The organism is Terriglobus roseus (assembly GCF_900105625.1).
Taxonomy (GTDB): Bacteria; Acidobacteriota; Terriglobia; order Terriglobales; family Acidobacteriaceae; genus Terriglobus; species Terriglobus roseus_B.
Map to the genome: position 1 here is coordinate 3,852,250 of NZ_FNSD01000001.1, position 17,487 is coordinate 3,869,736.

General features: G+C 62.1%; 19 protein-coding genes. 6 read left to right on the top strand and 13 right to left on the bottom strand.

Features of this window, described 5'->3' with window-relative positions; translation table 11 throughout:
- Positions 1 to 26: 26 nt before the first annotated feature.
- Positions 27 to 1,118: a hypothetical protein gene (locus BLW03_RS16075; RefSeq protein ID WP_083350582.1), complete on the bottom strand. Its 1,092-nt coding sequence runs from the start codon at positions 1,116 to 1,118 to the stop codon at positions 27 to 29.
- Positions 1,119 to 1,155: 37 nt separating this feature from the next.
- On the bottom strand, positions 1,156 to 1,491 hold the full coding sequence (locus tag BLW03_RS16080) for a hypothetical protein (RefSeq protein ID WP_074655066.1): 336 nt from the start codon (positions 1,489 to 1,491) through the stop codon (positions 1,156 to 1,158).
- 60 nt (positions 1,492 to 1,551) lie between these two features.
- Here BLW03_RS16080 and BLW03_RS16085 point away from each other — a divergent pair, with 60 nt between their 5' ends.
- The 3 genes from BLW03_RS16085 (at position 1,552) to BLW03_RS16095 (ending at position 3,149) form a co-directional block, all read left to right on the top strand.
- Positions 1,552 to 1,953 carry a VOC family protein gene (locus BLW03_RS16085; protein ID WP_074655067.1) on the top strand — a complete coding sequence of 134 codons (402 nt, stop codon included), beginning with the start codon at positions 1,552 to 1,554 and terminating at the stop codon, positions 1,951 to 1,953.
- 9 nt (positions 1,954 to 1,962) lie between these two features.
- The gene (locus BLW03_RS16090) at positions 1,963 to 2,439 is read left to right on the top strand and encodes a cupin domain-containing protein (RefSeq protein ID WP_074655068.1); all 477 of its coding nucleotides are present in this window, start codon (positions 1,963 to 1,965) and stop codon (positions 2,437 to 2,439) included.
- Between the two features lie 62 nt (positions 2,440 to 2,501).
- Complete coding sequence (locus tag BLW03_RS16095; protein WP_074655069.1) at positions 2,502 to 3,149, top strand: thymidine kinase; 648 nt, start codon at positions 2,502 to 2,504, stop codon at positions 3,147 to 3,149.
- On the opposite strand, the gene BLW03_RS16100 is transcribed toward BLW03_RS16095, so the two are convergent.
- From BLW03_RS16100 to BLW03_RS16125, 6 genes are all read right to left on the bottom strand, one after another.
- Positions 3,146 to 3,814 carry a riboflavin synthase gene (locus BLW03_RS16100; protein ID WP_074655070.1) on the bottom strand — a complete coding sequence of 223 codons (669 nt, stop codon included), beginning with the start codon at positions 3,812 to 3,814 and terminating at the stop codon, positions 3,146 to 3,148. The genes BLW03_RS16095 and BLW03_RS16100 overlap by 4 nt on opposite strands.
- A gap of 9 nt (positions 3,815 to 3,823) precedes the next feature.
- On the bottom strand, positions 3,824 to 5,038 hold the full coding sequence (gene ribD / locus BLW03_RS16105) for a bifunctional diaminohydroxyphosphoribosylaminopyrimidine deaminase/5-amino-6-(5-phosphoribosylamino)uracil reductase RibD (protein ID WP_074655071.1): 1,215 nt from the start codon (positions 5,036 to 5,038) through the stop codon (positions 3,824 to 3,826).
- A gap of 43 nt (positions 5,039 to 5,081) precedes the next feature.
- Positions 5,082 to 5,489, bottom strand: a complete 408-nt coding sequence (locus BLW03_RS16110) for a hypothetical protein (RefSeq protein ID WP_074655072.1) — start codon at positions 5,487 to 5,489, stop codon at positions 5,082 to 5,084.
- Between the two features lie 41 nt (positions 5,490 to 5,530).
- Positions 5,531 to 6,808 carry a signal recognition particle-docking protein FtsY gene (gene ftsY, locus BLW03_RS16115; protein WP_432279817.1) on the bottom strand — a complete coding sequence of 426 codons (1,278 nt, stop codon included), beginning with the start codon at positions 6,806 to 6,808 and terminating at the stop codon, positions 5,531 to 5,533.
- A gap of 251 nt (positions 6,809 to 7,059) precedes the next feature.
- Positions 7,060 to 7,725 (bottom strand): response regulator, encoded by a 666-nt coding sequence (locus BLW03_RS16120; RefSeq protein ID WP_074655073.1) that lies wholly within the window; start codon positions 7,723 to 7,725, stop codon positions 7,060 to 7,062.
- 139 nt (positions 7,726 to 7,864) lie between these two features.
- Positions 7,865 to 8,623 carry an Hpt domain-containing response regulator gene (locus BLW03_RS16125; protein WP_074655074.1) on the bottom strand — a complete coding sequence of 253 codons (759 nt, stop codon included), beginning with the start codon at positions 8,621 to 8,623 and terminating at the stop codon, positions 7,865 to 7,867.
- 77 nt (positions 8,624 to 8,700) lie between these two features.
- On the opposite strand from BLW03_RS16125, the gene BLW03_RS16130 reads away from it, so the two are divergent.
- Positions 8,701 to 9,720, top strand: a complete 1,020-nt coding sequence (locus BLW03_RS16130) for a hypothetical protein (protein WP_212733216.1) — start codon at positions 8,701 to 8,703, stop codon at positions 9,718 to 9,720.
- 7 nt (positions 9,721 to 9,727) lie between these two features.
- Here BLW03_RS16130 and BLW03_RS16135 read toward each other — a convergent pair whose 3' ends face one another.
- Positions 9,728 to 10,228, bottom strand: a complete 501-nt coding sequence (locus BLW03_RS16135; protein WP_074655076.1) for a tetratricopeptide repeat protein — start codon at positions 10,226 to 10,228, stop codon at positions 9,728 to 9,730.
- Positions 10,229 to 10,317: 89 nt separating this feature from the next.
- Positions 10,318 to 13,011 (bottom strand): DNA translocase FtsK, encoded by a 2,694-nt coding sequence (locus tag BLW03_RS16140; protein ID WP_074655077.1) that lies wholly within the window; start codon positions 13,009 to 13,011, stop codon positions 10,318 to 10,320.
- 417 nt (positions 13,012 to 13,428) lie between these two features.
- Here BLW03_RS16140 and BLW03_RS16150 point away from each other — a divergent pair, with 417 nt between their 5' ends.
- Positions 13,429 to 13,881, top strand: coding sequence for a PA2169 family four-helix-bundle protein (locus tag BLW03_RS16150; protein ID WP_074655079.1), 453 nt, complete (start codon positions 13,429 to 13,431; stop codon positions 13,879 to 13,881).
- Positions 13,882 to 13,940: 59 nt separating this feature from the next.
- Positions 13,941 to 14,324: a DoxX family protein gene (locus BLW03_RS16155; protein WP_074655080.1), complete on the top strand. Its 384-nt coding sequence runs from the start codon at positions 13,941 to 13,943 to the stop codon at positions 14,322 to 14,324.
- A gap of 84 nt (positions 14,325 to 14,408) precedes the next feature.
- On the opposite strand, the gene BLW03_RS16160 is transcribed toward BLW03_RS16155, so the two are convergent.
- The 3 genes from BLW03_RS16160 to BLW03_RS16170 form a co-directional block, all read right to left on the bottom strand.
- On the bottom strand, positions 14,409 to 15,302 hold the full coding sequence (locus BLW03_RS16160) for an undecaprenyl-diphosphate phosphatase (protein ID WP_074655081.1): 894 nt from the start codon (positions 15,300 to 15,302) through the stop codon (positions 14,409 to 14,411).
- A 48-nt stretch (positions 15,303 to 15,350) separates the two neighbouring features.
- Entirely contained in the window at positions 15,351 to 16,331 is a 981-nt protein-coding gene (locus tag BLW03_RS16165) for an SH3 domain-containing protein (RefSeq protein WP_074656075.1), read from the bottom strand.
- Positions 16,332 to 16,461: 130 nt separating this feature from the next.
- Entirely contained in the window at positions 16,462 to 17,475 is a 1,014-nt protein-coding gene (locus BLW03_RS16170) for a threonine ammonia-lyase (protein ID WP_074655082.1), read from the bottom strand.
- Positions 17,476 to 17,487 lie beyond the last annotated feature (12 nt).

Consider the following 17,487-nt stretch of genomic DNA (forward strand, 5'->3'; position numbering starts at 1 on the left):
GTATGCGTGACCGCGTGTCGCGTGCGTCAGGCTTTGACGCCTACCTGCAGCTCTGGTCCCCAGCCCATCTCCAATGCAAAGGAATTCCAGAGCGCAATGGGCAGCGCGCCGCCGCTTGCCTGGTCGTGCCCGCCGCCAAAGGTACCGTCGGCGCCTGCGGGCGTGTGCGCGCGAAGGAAGTGTACGAGGTTCACGGACTTTGGTGCCCGTCCGGCGAAGTGGACGTAGCCGGGCCGGAAGCCGACGTTCACGCCGAAGACAACGGCCTTCGGGAAGCGTGGCCGCCAGATCTGCGCCACCAGTGGATGCACCTGGCAGGGCGTGTCAATGCGAACGGCGATGAGATCCGCACCAAGCTCTTCGCGCCAGCGGCTGGAAAAGCGGGGCGGACTTTTACAGGCGATGGCGAGTGCTGCCGCCACTTCTGCCTTGGCGGTGCGCAGACTTGCCAGTTCTGCCGAAGGTTCTGCCAGGGCCTGCTTCGGCGTATCGACTCGCAGCAGCAAATCCATGGCAACGGTAGCGTCCCCCGCAGCTGTGCGTCGCGGTGCGTTCAGCAGGCTGGTAAGGTCTTTCAGAGCTGTTGCTCCGAATCGCTTTTTGCCTTCCGCAAGTTCAGCGAAGGGCGCCTTATCGCCAAGGTCTGACAATAGCGAGATGGCGGCCATCCACTCCAGATCGGCAGCAACTGCAGGCGCAACGGCTTGCGCGCACCACAGAGCCAGCAGGCCGCTGGTCGCGGTTGGCTCGGTGCCGTAGCTGGTCAGCAGCGTTGCGCCAGGCGGCGTGCCGAAGGGAGCGTGATGATCGATCAGCAGCGTGGCCACGCCAGGCAGGATGGTGTCAGGACGTGCGCCAAGATCAACGATCAGCAACGCCTCGGGAGCGAGTCTGCGCAGTCGCTCGTGGACGGTGGGCATCCAGGCGTTCTCAAACTTGCCTCGTGTCTCGACCGTCACGTTGAGATAGCCAGCGGCATGGAGAGAGCGCAGCAGCAGGGCTCCCGCTGGCAGACCGTCCGCATCGGCATCGGTGAAGATGTGCATGCGTGTCGCAAGGCCGAGCGGCAGTACATTCAGAAACTGCTTGAAGAGAGTGCCGGCCTGCTCGCGATCCATCCTGCGTAGGATGCGCGTGCCACAAATTCCGAGAGCCCTAGCGGACGTCGAAGGTGATCTCGCGCACAAGACCGTCGCCGGTCGTCGTCCACATCACATTGGTCTCCAGCGGTGCGCCCACACCGGAGCGGGAGACGACAGTGTCCGTCTGGCGTACCGGACAGGTGCTCGCCTTAATGGAACCCGTGGCATCGACATGGATATTGGTCGAACGATCTTCGCTCAGACCCGTGCACAGGATGCGCACGTGACCGTGAAAATCCGCCGGCACTTCGATCTGCACCTTACGAGCACAGCCCATCAGTACAACGCCGGTCAGGGCAAACGCAATACAAGCATGGCGTGAACGAAATCTGGAGCGGGGAAGCATCATCGGCACCTTTAACGCTATCATGGCGGCATTAAAACTTCGGGCGTATCAGTGGGGTGCAGTGTGGCCGCAAGCAAAGGAAGAGTAACGGGCATCGGTGGGGTGTTTCTGCGCGCTCGCGATGCAAAGGCTTTGACGGACTGGTATCACCAACACCTGGGGCTCCCGGTGAGTGATTACGGCACCACGTTCCTTTGGACCGATGAGGTACCAGCGGGCACCGGAATGACCACGTGGAGCGCTTTCGCCGACAACACCGATTACTTCGGGAAGGGCAGCCGCCAGGCCGTGATGATTAACTATCGCGTGGACAACCTGGATGCACTGCTGGAGAAGCTGCGCGCAGCGAAGGTCGACGTCGATCCTCATCGTGAGGACTACAGCTACGGCCGCTTTGCCTGGATTACCGATCCAGAGGGCAATCGAGTTGAACTATGGCAGCCGATCGGCAAGTCTCAGGAATAGAGGGCGACATTGAACAAACTTTGTATTGCAGCGACGGCGCTCGCACTGGCGTCGCCACTGGTGTCGCAGACCGTACCGCCGAGTGAACTTGTCGATGCTGTCACGCTGCATTCGACAGGCGATGCGCTGCTGCAACAGGCCAGGACCGCCAAAGACGGCATCGCCTTTAAGGTACTGCTTTCCCGACCGGACGGGTCGGAACAACTTGCTGTCCGCGTTAAGAGCGGCCAGGGCGAGTGGCACCGTGACTTCGCGGATGTGTTGATTGTCCTGGAGGGCGAGGGCAAGGTCGTCACCGGAGGCGAAATCGAAAACGGCAAGCAGACAGCGCCGGGCGAGATACGCGGTGACGGCGTGAAGGGCGGGAAAGTTCAGTCGCTGCACGCGGGCGACACGATCCGTGTCGAGGCCAGGGTGCCACACCAGTTCCTGCTGGAACCAGGACACACCATTCGCTATTTCGCCGTGAAGGTGAAGACGAAGTAGACGGAGACGGTCGCGGATTTGGGCCCGCCTTTTTCACAAGCGCGAGCCGGTACGATATCCGAATGCAACCAGTCGACAGCGGCTCAGACACGGCGCCGTGCGCAACTCCCGGTGTGTTGGAAGTCATCACGGGGCCCATGTTCTCCGGCAAGAGCGAAGAGCTCATCCGCCGGCTGAAGCGTGCGCGCATCGCACGGCAGCGTGTGGCGTGCTTCAAGCCGGATATCGATCTGCGCTATCACCGCACGGCAATCGCTTCGCACTCTGAGCAGACACATGAGGCCGCGGTTGTGACGCCGAACGCCGAGCGCCTGCGTGAGGAACTCTTCGCAACGCGTCTCGTCGATGACGTGGAAGTCATTGGCCTGGATGAGGTCCAGTTCTTCGATGAGGCGATCCAGCCGCTGGCTCTGGAGCTGGTAGGCATGGGGAAACGCGTGATCCTCGCCGGTCTGGACACGACGTTCGCAAACGAGCCCTTCGGCCCTGTTCCCGCGCTCATGGCGCTCGCCGACAAGGTGACAAAGTTGAATGCTGTCTGCATGACCTGCGGACTGCCGGCCATCCACACGCAGCGGTTGGGCCATTCGCAGGAGCTCGTGGTGGTGGGTGCAGCGGGGATGTATGAGGCGCGCTGCCGTGCGCACTTTCAGCCGTACGTGGAAGAGAGCGCGGAGCAGATGGACCTGCCCGTTGGTCCGACCGCTTAGAAGCCCAGTTCGATCAGCGACAGTTCGGTGATGGTCTCGGTCTTCGGGGTGTGCGAGCGTTGCTCCGCGTACTTCGCCAGCACGTCCACCTCAAGATTGATAGGGTCGCCCGGCTGCAGCGTATGCAGGTTGGTGACGGCGTAGGTGTGGGGAATGATGGCGATGGTCACCAGCGCATCCCCGTGCTCCACGCGCTCTACAGCGGCCACGGTGAGCGAGATGCCATTGACGCTGAGCGAACCCTTCTCCACGATGTAGCGCGTGATCGTAGCGGGCGCAGTCAGCTTCAGCAGCCAGTCCGTCTCACTTTCGGTGCCCATCGTCACCGCGGTCAGAGAGACGAGTCGTCCCACGCCATCGACGTGTCCCTGCACCACGTGACCGCCCAATGGCGTGCCTGCGGGCGTCGGCAGCTCAAGGTTCACACTGCTGCCAGGTGCCAGCGCCTCCAGCGAGGTGCGGCGCAGCGTCTCATCCAGCAGATCTGCCTCGAAGCCCGTCGGCGTGATCGCGAGTGCAGTCAGGCAGACGCCGGAGACAGCGATGGAATCGCCCGTGTGCAGCTGCGTCGCCAACGTGGGTGCGGTGACGCGAAGGCGCGCGGCGCCGGACTTCTTTTCAAAGGAAATGATGGTGCCGGTCTCAGCAATCAGGCCAGTAAACATAGTCTGATTTTATGCCGCGGAGGTCGGTGTGAGCGTGAAGGTCTCGGCCCATGGGTCGTGCAGCGTGCCGCGCACGCAGGCGTCGAGCTGACGTGCGCCGCTGGTGAGCTCACTGACAAAGTCGCAGCGATCGATGTTGCTGAGCTGCTCGATCAGCGCGAAGGGTGAAGGACCGCCGGTGGCAAAGGGGATGGCATCGTCGCCCAGTTCGGTTTCGCTGAAGAAGAGAACTGCCTTGTCGACCAGGCCGGCGTTGAGGAAGGCCGCGTTCAAGCCGGGACCGCTCTCCAGCAGCACGCTGAGCATGTCCATCTCGCCGAGCCGCTTCAGGATGGCTCGCAGATCAAGCTCAGGCTTCGTGCTCTGCGTGCCGCGCTGCGCGGGCGTGAGCGTCGACATGGTCTCCACGATGGCACCACGCTGACGGAGAGCGCGTTGGCGGTCGTTGGGTGCGGAGCGTGCGCAGAAGATGATGAGATCTTCATTGGCGCTTTCGACCAGCCGCGAGGTGAGCGGTGTGCGGCATTTGGTATCGAGCACAACCCGCATCAGCCGGCGGCGGCGTTGCAGGTTGCTGCGGTCGCTCATCAGGGGGTCGTCGGCCAGCACAGTCCCAATACCCGTGAGGATGACGTCGCTCGCATGACGAAAGCGGTGAACCTCTTCTCGCGCGGCCGTTCCGGTGAGCCAGAAGGGTGCGTTGGCCGTGCGTTGAATGGGGAGGGGTGCCAGCTTACCGTCGACGCTGAGCGCGGACTTCAACGTGACCAGCGGCAGGCCAGTTAGGATGTGTCGCGCAAAGGCGTCGTTCATGGCGCGCGCTTCAGCCTGTAGCAGACCATGTTCTGCGATCACGCCGCCGCTTTCAAGAATGGCCATGCCGCGCGTGGCGACCAGCGGATTCGGATCAAGCGTCGCGGCGACGACGCGCGCCACACCCGCATCCAGCAGGGCATTGGCACACGGCCCGGTACGGCCATAGTGGGAGCACGGTTCCAGCGTGACATAGGCGGTAGCGCCCCGCGCCTGTTCCCCTGCCTGCTTCAGAGCTACCACTTCCGCATGATCGCGCAGGTCGAACCGATGCGCGCCCTCTCCAACAACGACGTTGTCCTGCGCGATGACACAGCCCACCTGCGGATTGGGCGAGGCAAGGCCAAGCGTCGCCCGCGCGAGTTCCAGCGCGCGCTGCATGTGTGCTAAATCCGTGGCAGAAAAGGGCATCTGTGCATTCAGATGCGTTGCGGCAGCAAACCGATGGAGAAAGCTAGAGATCCTGTGCGATCGTCTGGATCTTCAGCCCAATCTGGTGGGAGGCCAGTTGGTACAGCACGAAGGGATGCAGCTGGACGGAGTGCGCCAGGTCAATCGATGGGGTCACCTTGAACGACAGAAGGATCTCCATGTGTGCATCGACATCGGCAAAGTCCGCCAGAATGGAGCGGTGTGCTTCGACGTATTGGAGAAGTGCCGCCAAAGCTTGCTCGAAGTCGTGTGCCGTCTGCCCGCCGAAGAGCTGAGCATGCCACACACTCGTCTTTCGCACGGTGCTTCCAACGGCCTGCCCCGCCGTGAAGCAGAAGACCGGCTTCCGATCCAGCGCCTCCGACAGGAAATGGAGATCACGTTGAACATGATGGATCTGGAAGCTGATGGTGAATGGGCCTTGAGACATTCTCCCCCTTGGTCAGCCTTCTTCTTGCAGGTTGCTGAGACCTAGCCCAGCAACGAATCCAGAAACGCGTCGGAATTGAACGGGATGATGTCTTCCATCTTTTCGCCCGTGCCCGCGAAAACAACGGGAAGGCGCAGCTCGCGTGCGATGGCGATGACAATGCCGCCTTTAGCTGTCCCGTCGAGTTTGGTGAGAACGATGCCGGTGACGCCGGCGCTTTCCGTGAAAAGGCGCGCCTGTTGCATGCCGTTCTGGCCGGTGGTTGCGTCCATCACCAGGAAGACCTGGTGCGGTGCGTTCGGCACCAGCTTCTGGGCCGTGCGCCGCATCTTGTCGAGTTCCGCCATCAGGCCGGCCTTGTTATGCAGCCGGCCTGCGGTGTCGACGATGACAATGTCCACACCACGCGCCTTGCCCGCGGTCATGGCGTCGTAGAGCGCGGCCGACGGATCGCCGCCCTGCTTGGTCTTGATGATCTCCACATTCGAGCGCTTCGCCCATACCTCTAGCTGCTCGATGGCGGCAGCGCGGAAAGTATCCGCGGCACACAGGAGTGCCTTGCGGCCATGCGTGCCGTACAGAGCGGCCAGTTTGCCGCTGGTGGTCGTCTTGCCTGTGCCATTAACGCCAACCATCATGATGACTTCGGGCGGCTGTGGCGGGTGGTTCGTGGGCTGCTGAACGGAGTCGAGGATCGCTCGCAGCTCTTCCTTCAGCATGAGCTTCAGATCGTCGGTGGTCGCCTTCTCGCGCAGGGCGCGCTGGCGCAGGTTTCGAATGACCTCCTGCGTCGTCGTCGCGCCGATGTCGGCTGTCAGAAGGACGGCTTCGAGGTCGTCGAGGACATCGTCGTCAACGGTGCGGCCAAGCGCGAGGACGCTGTTAAGGGAATCGCCGAACTGATCCCGTGTGCGCTCGATGGCGGAACGCATCTTGTCGAGGAAGCCGGCCTCCTCTTCTTCCGCGCTGGCGTATCCGCCGAAGGAGAAGTTGGAGGTCATCGGCCTGAGGCCGAACTCGTTGCGCGTGAGGTCGGGTGCGGGGGGCGTGATCGTTACGGCCTCTGGGCCAAGCTCGCGCGCTACGGTCTCATCGGCAGCCTGCGCCAGGTCAGCAGGGGAGATCGTCTCAGGTTCGAGGATGGGCAGCGTGCCCGCGCCTTCGCGCTCCAGCAGTTCAAAGGGCGTTTGCGGCGCGCCGGTGTCGGTATCAGGCGTTGCGGGCGCGGGAGTGGTCTCGCCGGTGACGGCGTCGCGCATGCGCTGGAAGAAACTTGGCTTCTTCGGCTTGTCGCCGGAGTTAAAGAGCGAGATCGGCATCGCTCTTTAGTCTACGACCGTTGTGGCGGTCGCCGCCCGCGTATCGCACGAGCTGCGATTCCCAGGGGTTGGAGTGTATCTGAAAGATCTGCATCTCCGCTGGTTCTTCCGAAAAGTGCAGTTTAGAGGCATTCGGGACCATGGCGGACCGAACCACACGTTTTGGCGGCACAGGGGGATGCAGATCCTTCGACTTCGCTGCGATTCGCTCAGGATGACAAGTCCCACAGGACTTGTCATCCTCTGAGCGCTTAGTCGATGGGGGCCACCAGCTTGTGAGAGATGGCGAAGAGCGCGAGCTCCAGCCGGGTGGAGACGCCGGTCTTGTCGAAGGTGTTCGACAGATGGCGCTTGACGGTCTCCTCGCTGATGGTGAACTGCTTCGCGATGTCCTTGTTGCTGCAGCCTTCCACGATGCACTGCACAACCTCAAGTTCACGCGGGGTGAGGCCGAAGGTCTTGCGCTCCGGGACTGCTGCGGCCTTCGCCATCAGGCCGTGGAGGGCCTGCAGCAGGTTCACAACACGCTCGCCACCAATCCAGTAGTCGCCGCTGGTAACCGCGCGGATGGACTCCGTGAGGTCGCCGACGACCGAGTCCTTCAGAACGATGCCGCGTGCGCCGATCTGCAGCGCTTCAATGATCTGCTGGGTTGAGATGGTGCTGGTGAGCAGGATGATCTTAACGCGCGGTGACTTTGACATGATGGCGCGCATGGCCTCGAGACCAGGTAGGCGCGGCATCTGCAGATCCAGCAGAAGCACATCGGGTTCGTGCTCCAGGGTCTGCGTGATGGCCTCTTCGCCATCCTCGGCTTCGGCAACGACCTCAAACCCGGGCTCGCTCATCAGCATGTTCTTCACGCCAAAGCGCACGACGGGATGATCATCCGCAACGACCAGGCGAACGGGTGGCATGCCGGTTGCTACGGGCCTACGGACACTTGCTTCTGGTTCGGTTGACTTCACGTTGCCTTCTCACCTTCATGCCCTTCACTGCGCTTCTAGACGCATGGGCAGAAATCGCTACTTCGTTGATTTATGCCGCACCGGATGCTCACGATGCACTGGGGAGGAGCGACTCCAGCATATGACGGATCGCCGTTAACTCTGCATGGAAATCTAAGAGGGGATTCAACTGGATGACCGTTGACGCTGGCAGCCCCTCGTCTTCTGCCTTCGCGGCAAGTGTACGCAGACGCGCTGCGCCGACCATGCCGCAACTGCCTTTCAACGCGTGGGCCTCGCGTCGATAGGCCGCATCGTCTCCATTTGCCGTTGCGGCGGACATGCGAATGATTCGACTTTCCGCGTCCGAAAGCGCGAAGTCATACAGGTTGCGCAGTTGTGCGACAGGCATGGCGACCTTCATGCGGTCAAAGATTGCCGGCGCGATCGATGGTTCTGCAGGCTCGGCTTCAACGGACTTCGGAACGAAGGGGGCCTTGCCCTTCCATAATGCGTCGCAGCATTCACGCAGGTCGTTGGGAGTGAAGGGCTTTATCAACAAGGCATCGAAGCCTGCAGGAAGTCCGATCCTGTCAGTTGCAGTCATGGCAATCAGGAGCGGCTGACTTGCCTGCCTGGAGAGGCTGTTTCGCACTGCCGTGGCCATCGGCGAACCGCACAGTCCCGGCATGTGCAGATCGCTGAGGATCACGTCCGGTGGTGCGTTGGTGTCGCTGAGATTGCGAAGCGCCTCGTCACCGCTCGCAGCTGTTCCTACGTCCCAGCCCTCGCTGCCGAGCATGAGCGACAGCAGATCGCGGGTGGTTTCGTCGTCATCGATCAGCAGCAGGGAACGGCCGTCTCGCATGGTTTGCAGGGTACATCGTCCTGCGGCTCATGTGTGATGCCAGCCACGTCGATAGACCTGGCCGATACAATCGGCTGGTGTCGCACGCGAATTCCGGTGCGTCCGTTAAAACGATGAAGATGCTTCTGCCCATCAGCGCTGCGGCACTGCTGTTCGTCCCGCTGCCTGCGAACTCCACTGGTCCGCTGGCACGCAGCCGATGGCAGCGTGTACTGATTGCGCCGCAATCGATGTCGCAGGCCGAGCAGTGCGTGATTGTGGATGCGGATCTGTACGCACACGCCGCCCCGGGCCTGCGCGATGTGCGGCTGGTACAGGATGGCATCGAGATTCCCTACGCCACGGATGTCAGCTTCGACGACCGTACAGGAGACGCAGGCGCACCGCCTCCGGATGACCGCGCGCAGTATGAGACGGTGAAGATTCTGCCCTTGGTGCCAACCCAGGTAGCTGGTGCTTCGAATAGCGGCAGCTCCTTCGTTCCCGGATCGCTCTACCAGGAAGATCTGCTCTCAGCACACGTCCCTGTCGAACGCGTTCGGCTTGAGCCGGCGCCGTCCGGCGAGGCGCGCGTAAGTCTGCGTGCTGCGGCCCGCATGAACCTGGCGCAGGCCGAGGAGCTGCGGACTACGCTTGGTCCTGGGCACGCAGCTGCGCCCTTCACCATCGGAGCGAACCTGCAGGATGAAGCCGACATCACGGTGATGGTGCAGGCTGCGGCGGCTCGTGCGAAGGCTGGGGTGAGTGGCGCGATCATCTCCCCGCGCGGCGCACCGCCTGCGGCGCAGTCCCTCGTGCTGGAGATGCGTCGCCGTGAGATCTGTTACCAGCCCTTGTCCTCTGCGCGCGTGCGGCTACTGCTCGGCGATGCGGAGGCCCCGCCGCCGCGCTACGACTATGCGCTGCATTATCAGCCAAAGGTTTCGCCACTGCTGGCGACAATGGGGCCGATGCAGCCCAATCCTGACTATGTTGCGCCGGTGCGCGCGCAGCGATTCCGCATGACGGCGCGGCTACGTCTGGTCATCGCGTTCAGCGTTGCCATCGCGGCATTTTTCCTGACTGCGATCCCTCTGCTCAAGCTTACAAAGCGATAGGCGCGGCTTATTTTGTGGGGGGTGCGGTGCATCCACTGGGGTCGCGGCCGCTGTCGAGCTGTTCCTGGGCGGCCTTTGCCAGCACGATGATCTGGGTGTAGCTCGGGTCTTTGTCGACGCGGCCAAGGAAGTCCACCAGCGCGGCCTTTGCCTCGGGGAGTTTGCACTGCCGCATGAGGTATTGGGCGTGGTTGAAGTAGGGCGTGTAGCAGTAGGGCGCGGCCTTGATGGACATCTGCGCGAGGCGCTCGACTTCGTTCCATTCGCCCCGGGCGCGGGCGCCTTCGATGGGCAGGATGAACTTGATTTTCGGGGAATTATCCGTATAAGCCGAGCCGGAATAGGCGTCGCTGATGCGCTGCACGCCGTCCGCGGTACACGCGTAATGAATCGTCTCAGTATTGTTCACAGGTTTGTTATTGTCGTCACCGCCGCGTCCCTGCGCGTGCAGTGCGTTGGCAGTGAGAACAACGATGGCGGCGACCGGCAGACGCAAGCGATTTCGCATGCGGAACAGCCTAGCAGTCCACAGGTACCGCTGCGAAGAGGGCCGCACCAATTGGTGCGGCCTCTCTTGTTTCGTTGGTGCCATCATCGTTACCGGACGGCTTCGTCGACCTCGCGATAGAAGTCCTGCGACTTGAGGATCTCGCGGGGGCGGGATCCGTCTGCGGGACCGACGAGGCCGTCGCGTTCCATCATGTCGATCAGCGAAGCGGCACGGCCGTAGCCGATGCGCAGGCGGCGCTGCAGCAGGGAGGTGCTGGCCTTGCCGAACTCGTAGACGAGGCGGACTGCGTCGTCGAATAGCTCGTCGTTGTTGTTGTTTTCGCCGTCGTCGCCCATGTCGTTGCCCTTGTCGTCCTTGGGGCCTTCCAGGAAGCCTTCAACGTATTCGGCCTCGCCCTGTGCTTTCCAGAAAGCGACGACGTCGGAGATTTCCTTCTCCGTGACGAAAGGTGCGTGGACGCGCTGCAGGCGGCTGGTGCCGGGCGGCAGGAAGAGCATGTCACCGCGGCCCAGAAGGCTCTCTGCGCCGTTCGAGTCGATGATGGTGCGGCTGTCGACCTTGGTGGCGAGACGGAACGACATGCGCGTCGGGACGTTGGCCTTGATGAGGCCGGTGATGACGTCGACGCTGGGTCGCTGCGTTGCCAGCACAAGGTGGATGCCCACAGCGCGTGCCATCTGCGCCAGGCGCGTGATGGACTCTTCGACGTTGGCCTTGTCGAGCATCATGAGGTCGGCGAGCTCGTCGATGATGATCATGATGTACGGCAGCGGCTGTTGCTCTTCACCGTCTTCGTTGAAGAGCTGTCCGCTCTCGAACAGCTTGTTGTACTGATCCAGGTTGCGGACGTGCCGCGAAGCGAGGAGCTTCAAGCGGCGTTCCATCTCGCGGACGGCGTTCTTCAGTGCGTTGGCCGCGAGCTTTGGCTCGGTGATGATTGGCGTGAAGAGGTGTGGAATGCCCTCGTACATGCCCAGCTCCACGCGTTTGGGATCGACCAGGATCATGCGGACTTCTTCCGGCGTTGCCTTGAAGAGAACACTCATGATCATGGCGTTGATGGCGACCGACTTACCCGAGCCGGTAGATCCGGCGATGAGCACGTGCGGCATAGCGGCGAGGTTCGCGGTGACGATGCGACCGTTGATGTCTTTGCCCATCGCCATTTCGACCTTGCTCTTGCTGTTGGCGAAGCCTTCGCTCTCGACCACGTCGCGCAGCCAGATGGTCTCGCGTTCGTGGTTGGGGACCTGGATGCCGACGGTGCTCTTGCCCGCCATGCGTTCGATGAGGATAGATTCGGCGGCCATGGCGAGGCATAGGTCATCGGCCAGCCCGGTGACGCGGCTGTACTTCACGCCGGCGTCCGGACGGAACTCAAAGGTGGTGACGACAGGGCCTGGGTTGATCTGGGTGACTTGGCCGTCGACGCCGAACTCGCCACACTTTTCGACCAGCACCTTTGCTTCTTCGCGCAGAGCCTCTTCACGCACGGCGGCGTGCTCATCGCTGCGGTAGAGCAGGGAAGACGGCGGGAGCTTGTAGCCGTGAACGCTCTTCGTGGTGAGTGTGACGGTCTTCAGGCTGTCGTCTGCGCGCTTGCCGAAGGAGATTGTGTTTGCCGGGGGCGCTGGCATCGCTTCAGCACGCGTTGCGGAGACAGGGAAGGGCACGACCTCTGCTGTGCGTCCGGTGCGGACCGGAGCGGGGGACGCTTCGGTGCTCATCCAGTCGAAGGCAGCTTCGGGCTCGGCTTCAGTCGGCTGGTTCCAGTCGGAGAAGTTCTCCTGGGAACCGTGCAGGGGGGCATCCATCGTGCTGGCAAGGACGCCTTCGTGCATCAGATGTGCCTCGGCAGCGGCCTGCAGATGACCCGGCAGTGGAGCGAACTCCGGCTCAGGACCTGCGTCCACGATTGTGCGCGGCATCTGCGACCACATGCTGCGGGATGCAGGCAGATCACTGACTCCCGTGGTGTCCGGGTGAATGCCTTTGCGCCAGAAACCCCACTTGGCAAAGAGACCCGCTATGAGCGATCCGCTGGATGCGCGTTCGGCTGCTGCTGCGGCACGTGCGTTCTCCGCGTCCTGCTTGGCAACGATGCGTTCCCGGCGCGTCTCCAGCCGGTTCGCGGCGCGAGCGGACTTCAGATCGCCACGGTTGCCGCGCCATGCGATGTACCGTTCCCGGGCGCGATAGGCGAAGCCGAGACGCTGCCCTGCCCAGTCCTGGGCGGTGTTGAAGGTGAAAGTGGTGGAAAGGTAGATGCTGAGGACGAAGGCGATGCCGATGACCACACATGCGCCCGGGAAGTTGAGCAGGACGATGACCCCATCGGCAACCAGGCGGCCCAAAACTCCCTCAATGGGCAGCGCGCCGCGCCACAGCATGTGGATGGGAAAAAGGGCGAGCGCAGCGGGTGCAGCGAGAATCCAGAGCACGAGGCCGATGGTCTTCGCGGCGGGGGAACCCTGGGAGCGTGAACGGAGCCAGCAGACACCCAGGCGGGCAATCATCAACGGGAAAGCCAGCGACGCGATGCCCACCAGCTGGAGCAGCAGGTCACTGACCGATGCGCCAAGGCGTCCGGCCCAGTTGTGCACGGGGTGAAGCGCGCCTCCACCGATCAGCCCGCCAACGGTATTCAGGGACGGATCTCCCGGCGTGTAGCTGACGAGTGCGAGCAGCAGCAGCACGGCAAGCGTCAGCAGCCCCAGGCCCAGAACTTCATTCAGGCGGCGGCTGCTGGTTGGGGTCATCTCCAGGCGTAAAGGCTTCATGCAGGGCGTCTCCCAGCCCCCTGAGGGAGTGCAGTTATGCACGCCACCGCACACTGCAACATCGCAGCGACACGCAGGGGATCATGCCCGATTCTCTACTGCTTGGAAGCCTGTGCGGCGCGCAATCTGCAGGAGGAACCCACACGGGCAACCCATGTGAGGCAGTCTGGCTCCTATGCGTTTGTAAGGCTGGCGACGTCAGCACCCAGCCCGCACGACGTATGTCTGTGGGACCTTTGTACCAAGCGGTAAAGGGCGGTGGAGGGGGTTTTCGCGATTTCCTCCCCTTGCCTCCGGCGAAGGAGAATCGCACTGCAGCCGGGGGACACCGCCCTGATACGCATTACCAAGTTTCCGGGCGATTCGCCCGTGGATTTTGCACCAAAGGGCTTCACCGCCCTATCCGAAAGGAACAACATGGCAGAGCTGCTGAAGGATACCGAGAGTGTTTTGAAGGACGTGATCACGTCCCTGATCGATAGCCAGGAAGGCTTCAAGGACATCGGCGAAAAGCTGAAGGACGAAACCCTGAAGCGCTACTTCCTCGCAGAGAGCCTCAAGCGCGCCAGCTTCAAGGGCGAACTCGAGGACGTTTTGATCAAGGAAGGCGTTCACGACGCGTACAAAGAGACGGGCTCGGTTGCCGGCGCTCTGCATCGCACGTGGGGCGACTTGAAGGCCAAGCTGGGCGGCGATGACCACACGCTGCTGGAGACGGCAGAACAGGGCGAGGATGTCGCCAAGAAGGCCTATGCAGATGCACTGAAGCACAACCTGCCGCTGCCGGTTCACCAGTTGCTGAGCACCCAGGCCGCACACGTGCAGACCAGCCACGATTACGTAAAGGCTGCTCGTGACTCGCGCAAGTAGTCCAGGATGTAAGAAAGGCCCCGCCTCGGCGGGGCCTTTTTCTTTGCATCTGAAGAGGGATGAGACAACCGCTACGAACCCTTGGCCTTATCGTGCAGTCGCTGGTTTACGTCGCGGCGGGTATCAATCATTTCTGGCACAGCGGAACGTACGTTGCAATCATGCCGCCGCATTACAGCAACCCGTTGTTGCTGGTGCAGTTGAGTGGCGCGGCGGAGATCCTTGGCGGGATCGGGCTGCTCATGCCGGTGACTCGGCGGTTTTCTGCGTGGGGCATCATTGCGATGCTGGTGATCTACTTCGATGTGCACCTGTACATGCTGATGCACGCGGACCGGTTTGCACAGATTCCGGTCTGGGCGCTCTATGTGCGGATCCTGCTGCAGTTTGTCCTGATTGCCTGGGCTTACGTCTACACACGGCCGATTCGGCCACGGGGATAGGCCAGCCATCCTTTGCGCACTGCGACTCCGCCGCAAAGCAGAAACCCCGTCTCAGTCTGAGACGGGGGCCTGTGTTTCTGTCCGTTACTTGATGGCTGCGGGATGCAGGTGGAGGTAGACCAGCAGGCCTGCGCCGAGGACGATGCGGTAGATGGCGAAGATGGTGAAACCACGCTTGCGCACCCAGCCCAGGAACCATGCCACGACCATGTACGCCACGATGAACGAGACGGCCATACCGATGATGAGGACTATCCAGCGCTCCGGGCCCATGACGAGCGGTGTGAGGGCTTCGGCGCCTTGTGCTGCGAGGTCCTTTGCGCTGGGGTGGATCGCCTTCAGGAGCGAATAGCCGGTCGCGGCGATCATCGTCGGGATCGAGACGAGGAACGAAAACTCCAGCGCGGAAGATCGGTCCATGCCGGCGATCTGTCCGGCTGCGATGGTGGTCATGGAGCGTGACGTGCCGGGAATAACCGCGCTGAGGACCTGGCAGATACCGATCCAGATCGCCTCGCCAACGCCCATCTGTTCTACGTGTGTAACGCGTGCCTCGCTGCGGCTGGCCCATGCGTCGACCACCCACATGACAATGCCACCGATCAGCAACGCGAGAGCGATTACGGTCAGGTTCTCAAGGTTCTCGCCGATCTTTTTGGTCAGCAGCTTGGCCGGGATGGCCGTGCAGACGAAGGCGATGAGCGTAAGCGACACCGGGTGGGTCAGCCACGTCTTGTTCCCGCGCTCACCGTGCGGAAAGGTGCGCAGGTAGCCGATGATGCGGATGGCGAAGAAGAGAAGCAGCGCGAGGATGGCGCCGAGCTGGATGACGATGGTGTACATCTTCCAGAACGGGTCAGTGAGCGAGATATGCAGCAGAGCTTCGCTGAGGCGAAGGTGGGCTGTGGAGCTGACAGGTAAAAACTCCGTCAGGCCTTCCACAATGCCAAGGATGACGGACAGGATGTAGTCGTTCAAAGCGGCTTCACCGGGCTTTCAATGAAATCTGTATTAAGAGGTTGCGAGCTAGTCGCGATCACTGCCGTAGATCGCGATGCCCTGCTCCACCCTGTATACCAGACTGACGGCGCGGGCTGTGTAGTCGCTTGCGGGGAAATGCTGCACCATGGTGTCGCGCAGGACGTGTGCGCGCTGCGAAGCGGCATCGGCGCGCTTCTTATTCTCCTCTGTGGTGTACATGGTCACCAGCACTCCCTGGCGATAGACCGCCTGCCACAGTGCCTGGGCCGTCTTCGGGCCGTCGGGGAAGGTGTCTGCATACTTTTGATAGAGATTGCTCTCCATCTCGGGACACTTGGGTAGTCCCTGCCAGTCGCCGCACAGCTTGCTGTCAAGCAGGTCATAGGCGGCAAGTGCGGGGTATTTACCCTCGCCGGTCTTCACAATCTTCTGCAGATCCTTCTGGTAGAGCGCCGGGCGCATATTTGCGTCCATGTCTTTTGCAGAGGGAAGCGTCGATGCGTCGAACTTCTCTTCCTGCCAGCGGATGTCTGCTGCGCGCCATTGCGCCTCCCCGGCGAGTGAAGAGGAGGGGAAGTACTCGGCAACGCGGCGGTAGAGCAGATGCGCGGCGCCCGCGGCGGATTTCGGTGCGTGCGGTTCGCCCGCTGCGGCTTCCATGCTGGCCGCTTCGCCGTAGATGAGCTTGTCGCCGTTGGGTGTCGTGGGACCGACGATTCCTTTGTCGCGGATCCAGCCGGAGCGCGGCAGAACGGCGGGGTCAACCGTGAACTCCGGTTCCTCTTCCGCTTTTTCCTCTTCGATGTCGGTATTTGCGAAGACCTTCACCCACGGTCCACTGCGCTCGACGATGAGCACTTCATGGCCAGGCGTGACAACGGAGACTCGTTGCGACTGTGCGTCGGGTGCGACGTAGACGTCGGCAACTTTCACCACGGTGGCACGCTGCGCGTCCGGCGGCGGTGCAGGCCGCTTTTGAGCGATAAGTGGGAGTGTCAGGAGGAAGATAGAGGCGAGCTTGCGCATACGGACATTAGACGGTGGTTTGAGGCGTGGTGTCACGCCGCCGGTTCGCTTGCCTCCCACATACTGTCTTCCTGAGCGAAGGGCAGCTACAGGCATTGCCCTGCGCTCAGGATGACAAAGCCATTGGTGTCTATGCTTCGGCGGTCAGGAGTTCTTCGCGCAAGGTGGGGTCGATGTTGCCGCCGCTGACGACAACGACGACCTTTTTGGTGGTGGGAAGCTTATCCGCATGGAAGAGTGCAGCGGCCAGTGTAACGGCGCCGCTTGGTTCCGGCACAATGTCGGTTGCGAGCAGCAGAACCCGCGTGGCTTCGAGGATCTCTTCCTCAGTCACAGTAATGATGCCGTCGACGAACTTCAGAATGTGATGGAAGTTGCGCTCGCCCAGGCTTTGCGTGCGCAGGCCGTCGGCGATAGTGCGTGTCGTCTGGGTACCCTTCCATTCGACGAGGGTCCTGGTGCGAAAGCTTTCCTGCGCGTCAGCCGCGAGTTCGGGCTCGCAACCCCAGACCTGTGCCTTTGCGCCGGAGAGTTTCACCGCGGCTGCGACACCGCTGAGGAGACCTCCACCGCTGACGGGTGAGAGGACGAGGTCAGCATCGGGCGCCTGCTCCGTGATCTCGAGGCCGCACGTGGCCTGGCCCGCGATGATGAAGTCATCGTCGTAGGGAGGGACCATGACATAGCCGTGTTCGGCTACCAGTTCCTCAGCCTTCTGCTTGCGTTCGAGCGACGCGGGACCGACGAGCACAACGTCACCGCCGAGCGCGATGGTCGCTTCACGCTTGATGCGTGGAGCGGATTCCGGCATGACGATGACAGCTTTGGCGCCCAGCGCACGTCCGGCGAAGGCAACGCCTTGCGCGTGATTGCCGCTGGAATAGGTGATGACACCGCGCTCCAGCTCGTCCGGCGAAAGCGATGCGATCTTGTTGTATGCGCCGCGCAGCTTGAAGCTGCCGATGGGCTGCTCGTTCTCAGCCTTCAGCCAGATCTCGGCGGTGGTGGGAACGTTGAATCCCGCCGCAATCATGCGCTGCGTGTCCAGCTTATAAAGGCCGGTCACAACCGCGGTTCCGGCGATACGCTCGCGCGCGGCGTGGATGTCTTCGAGGGTGATCAGGGCTTCACTGGTGGTCGGCATGTCTCTTATTGT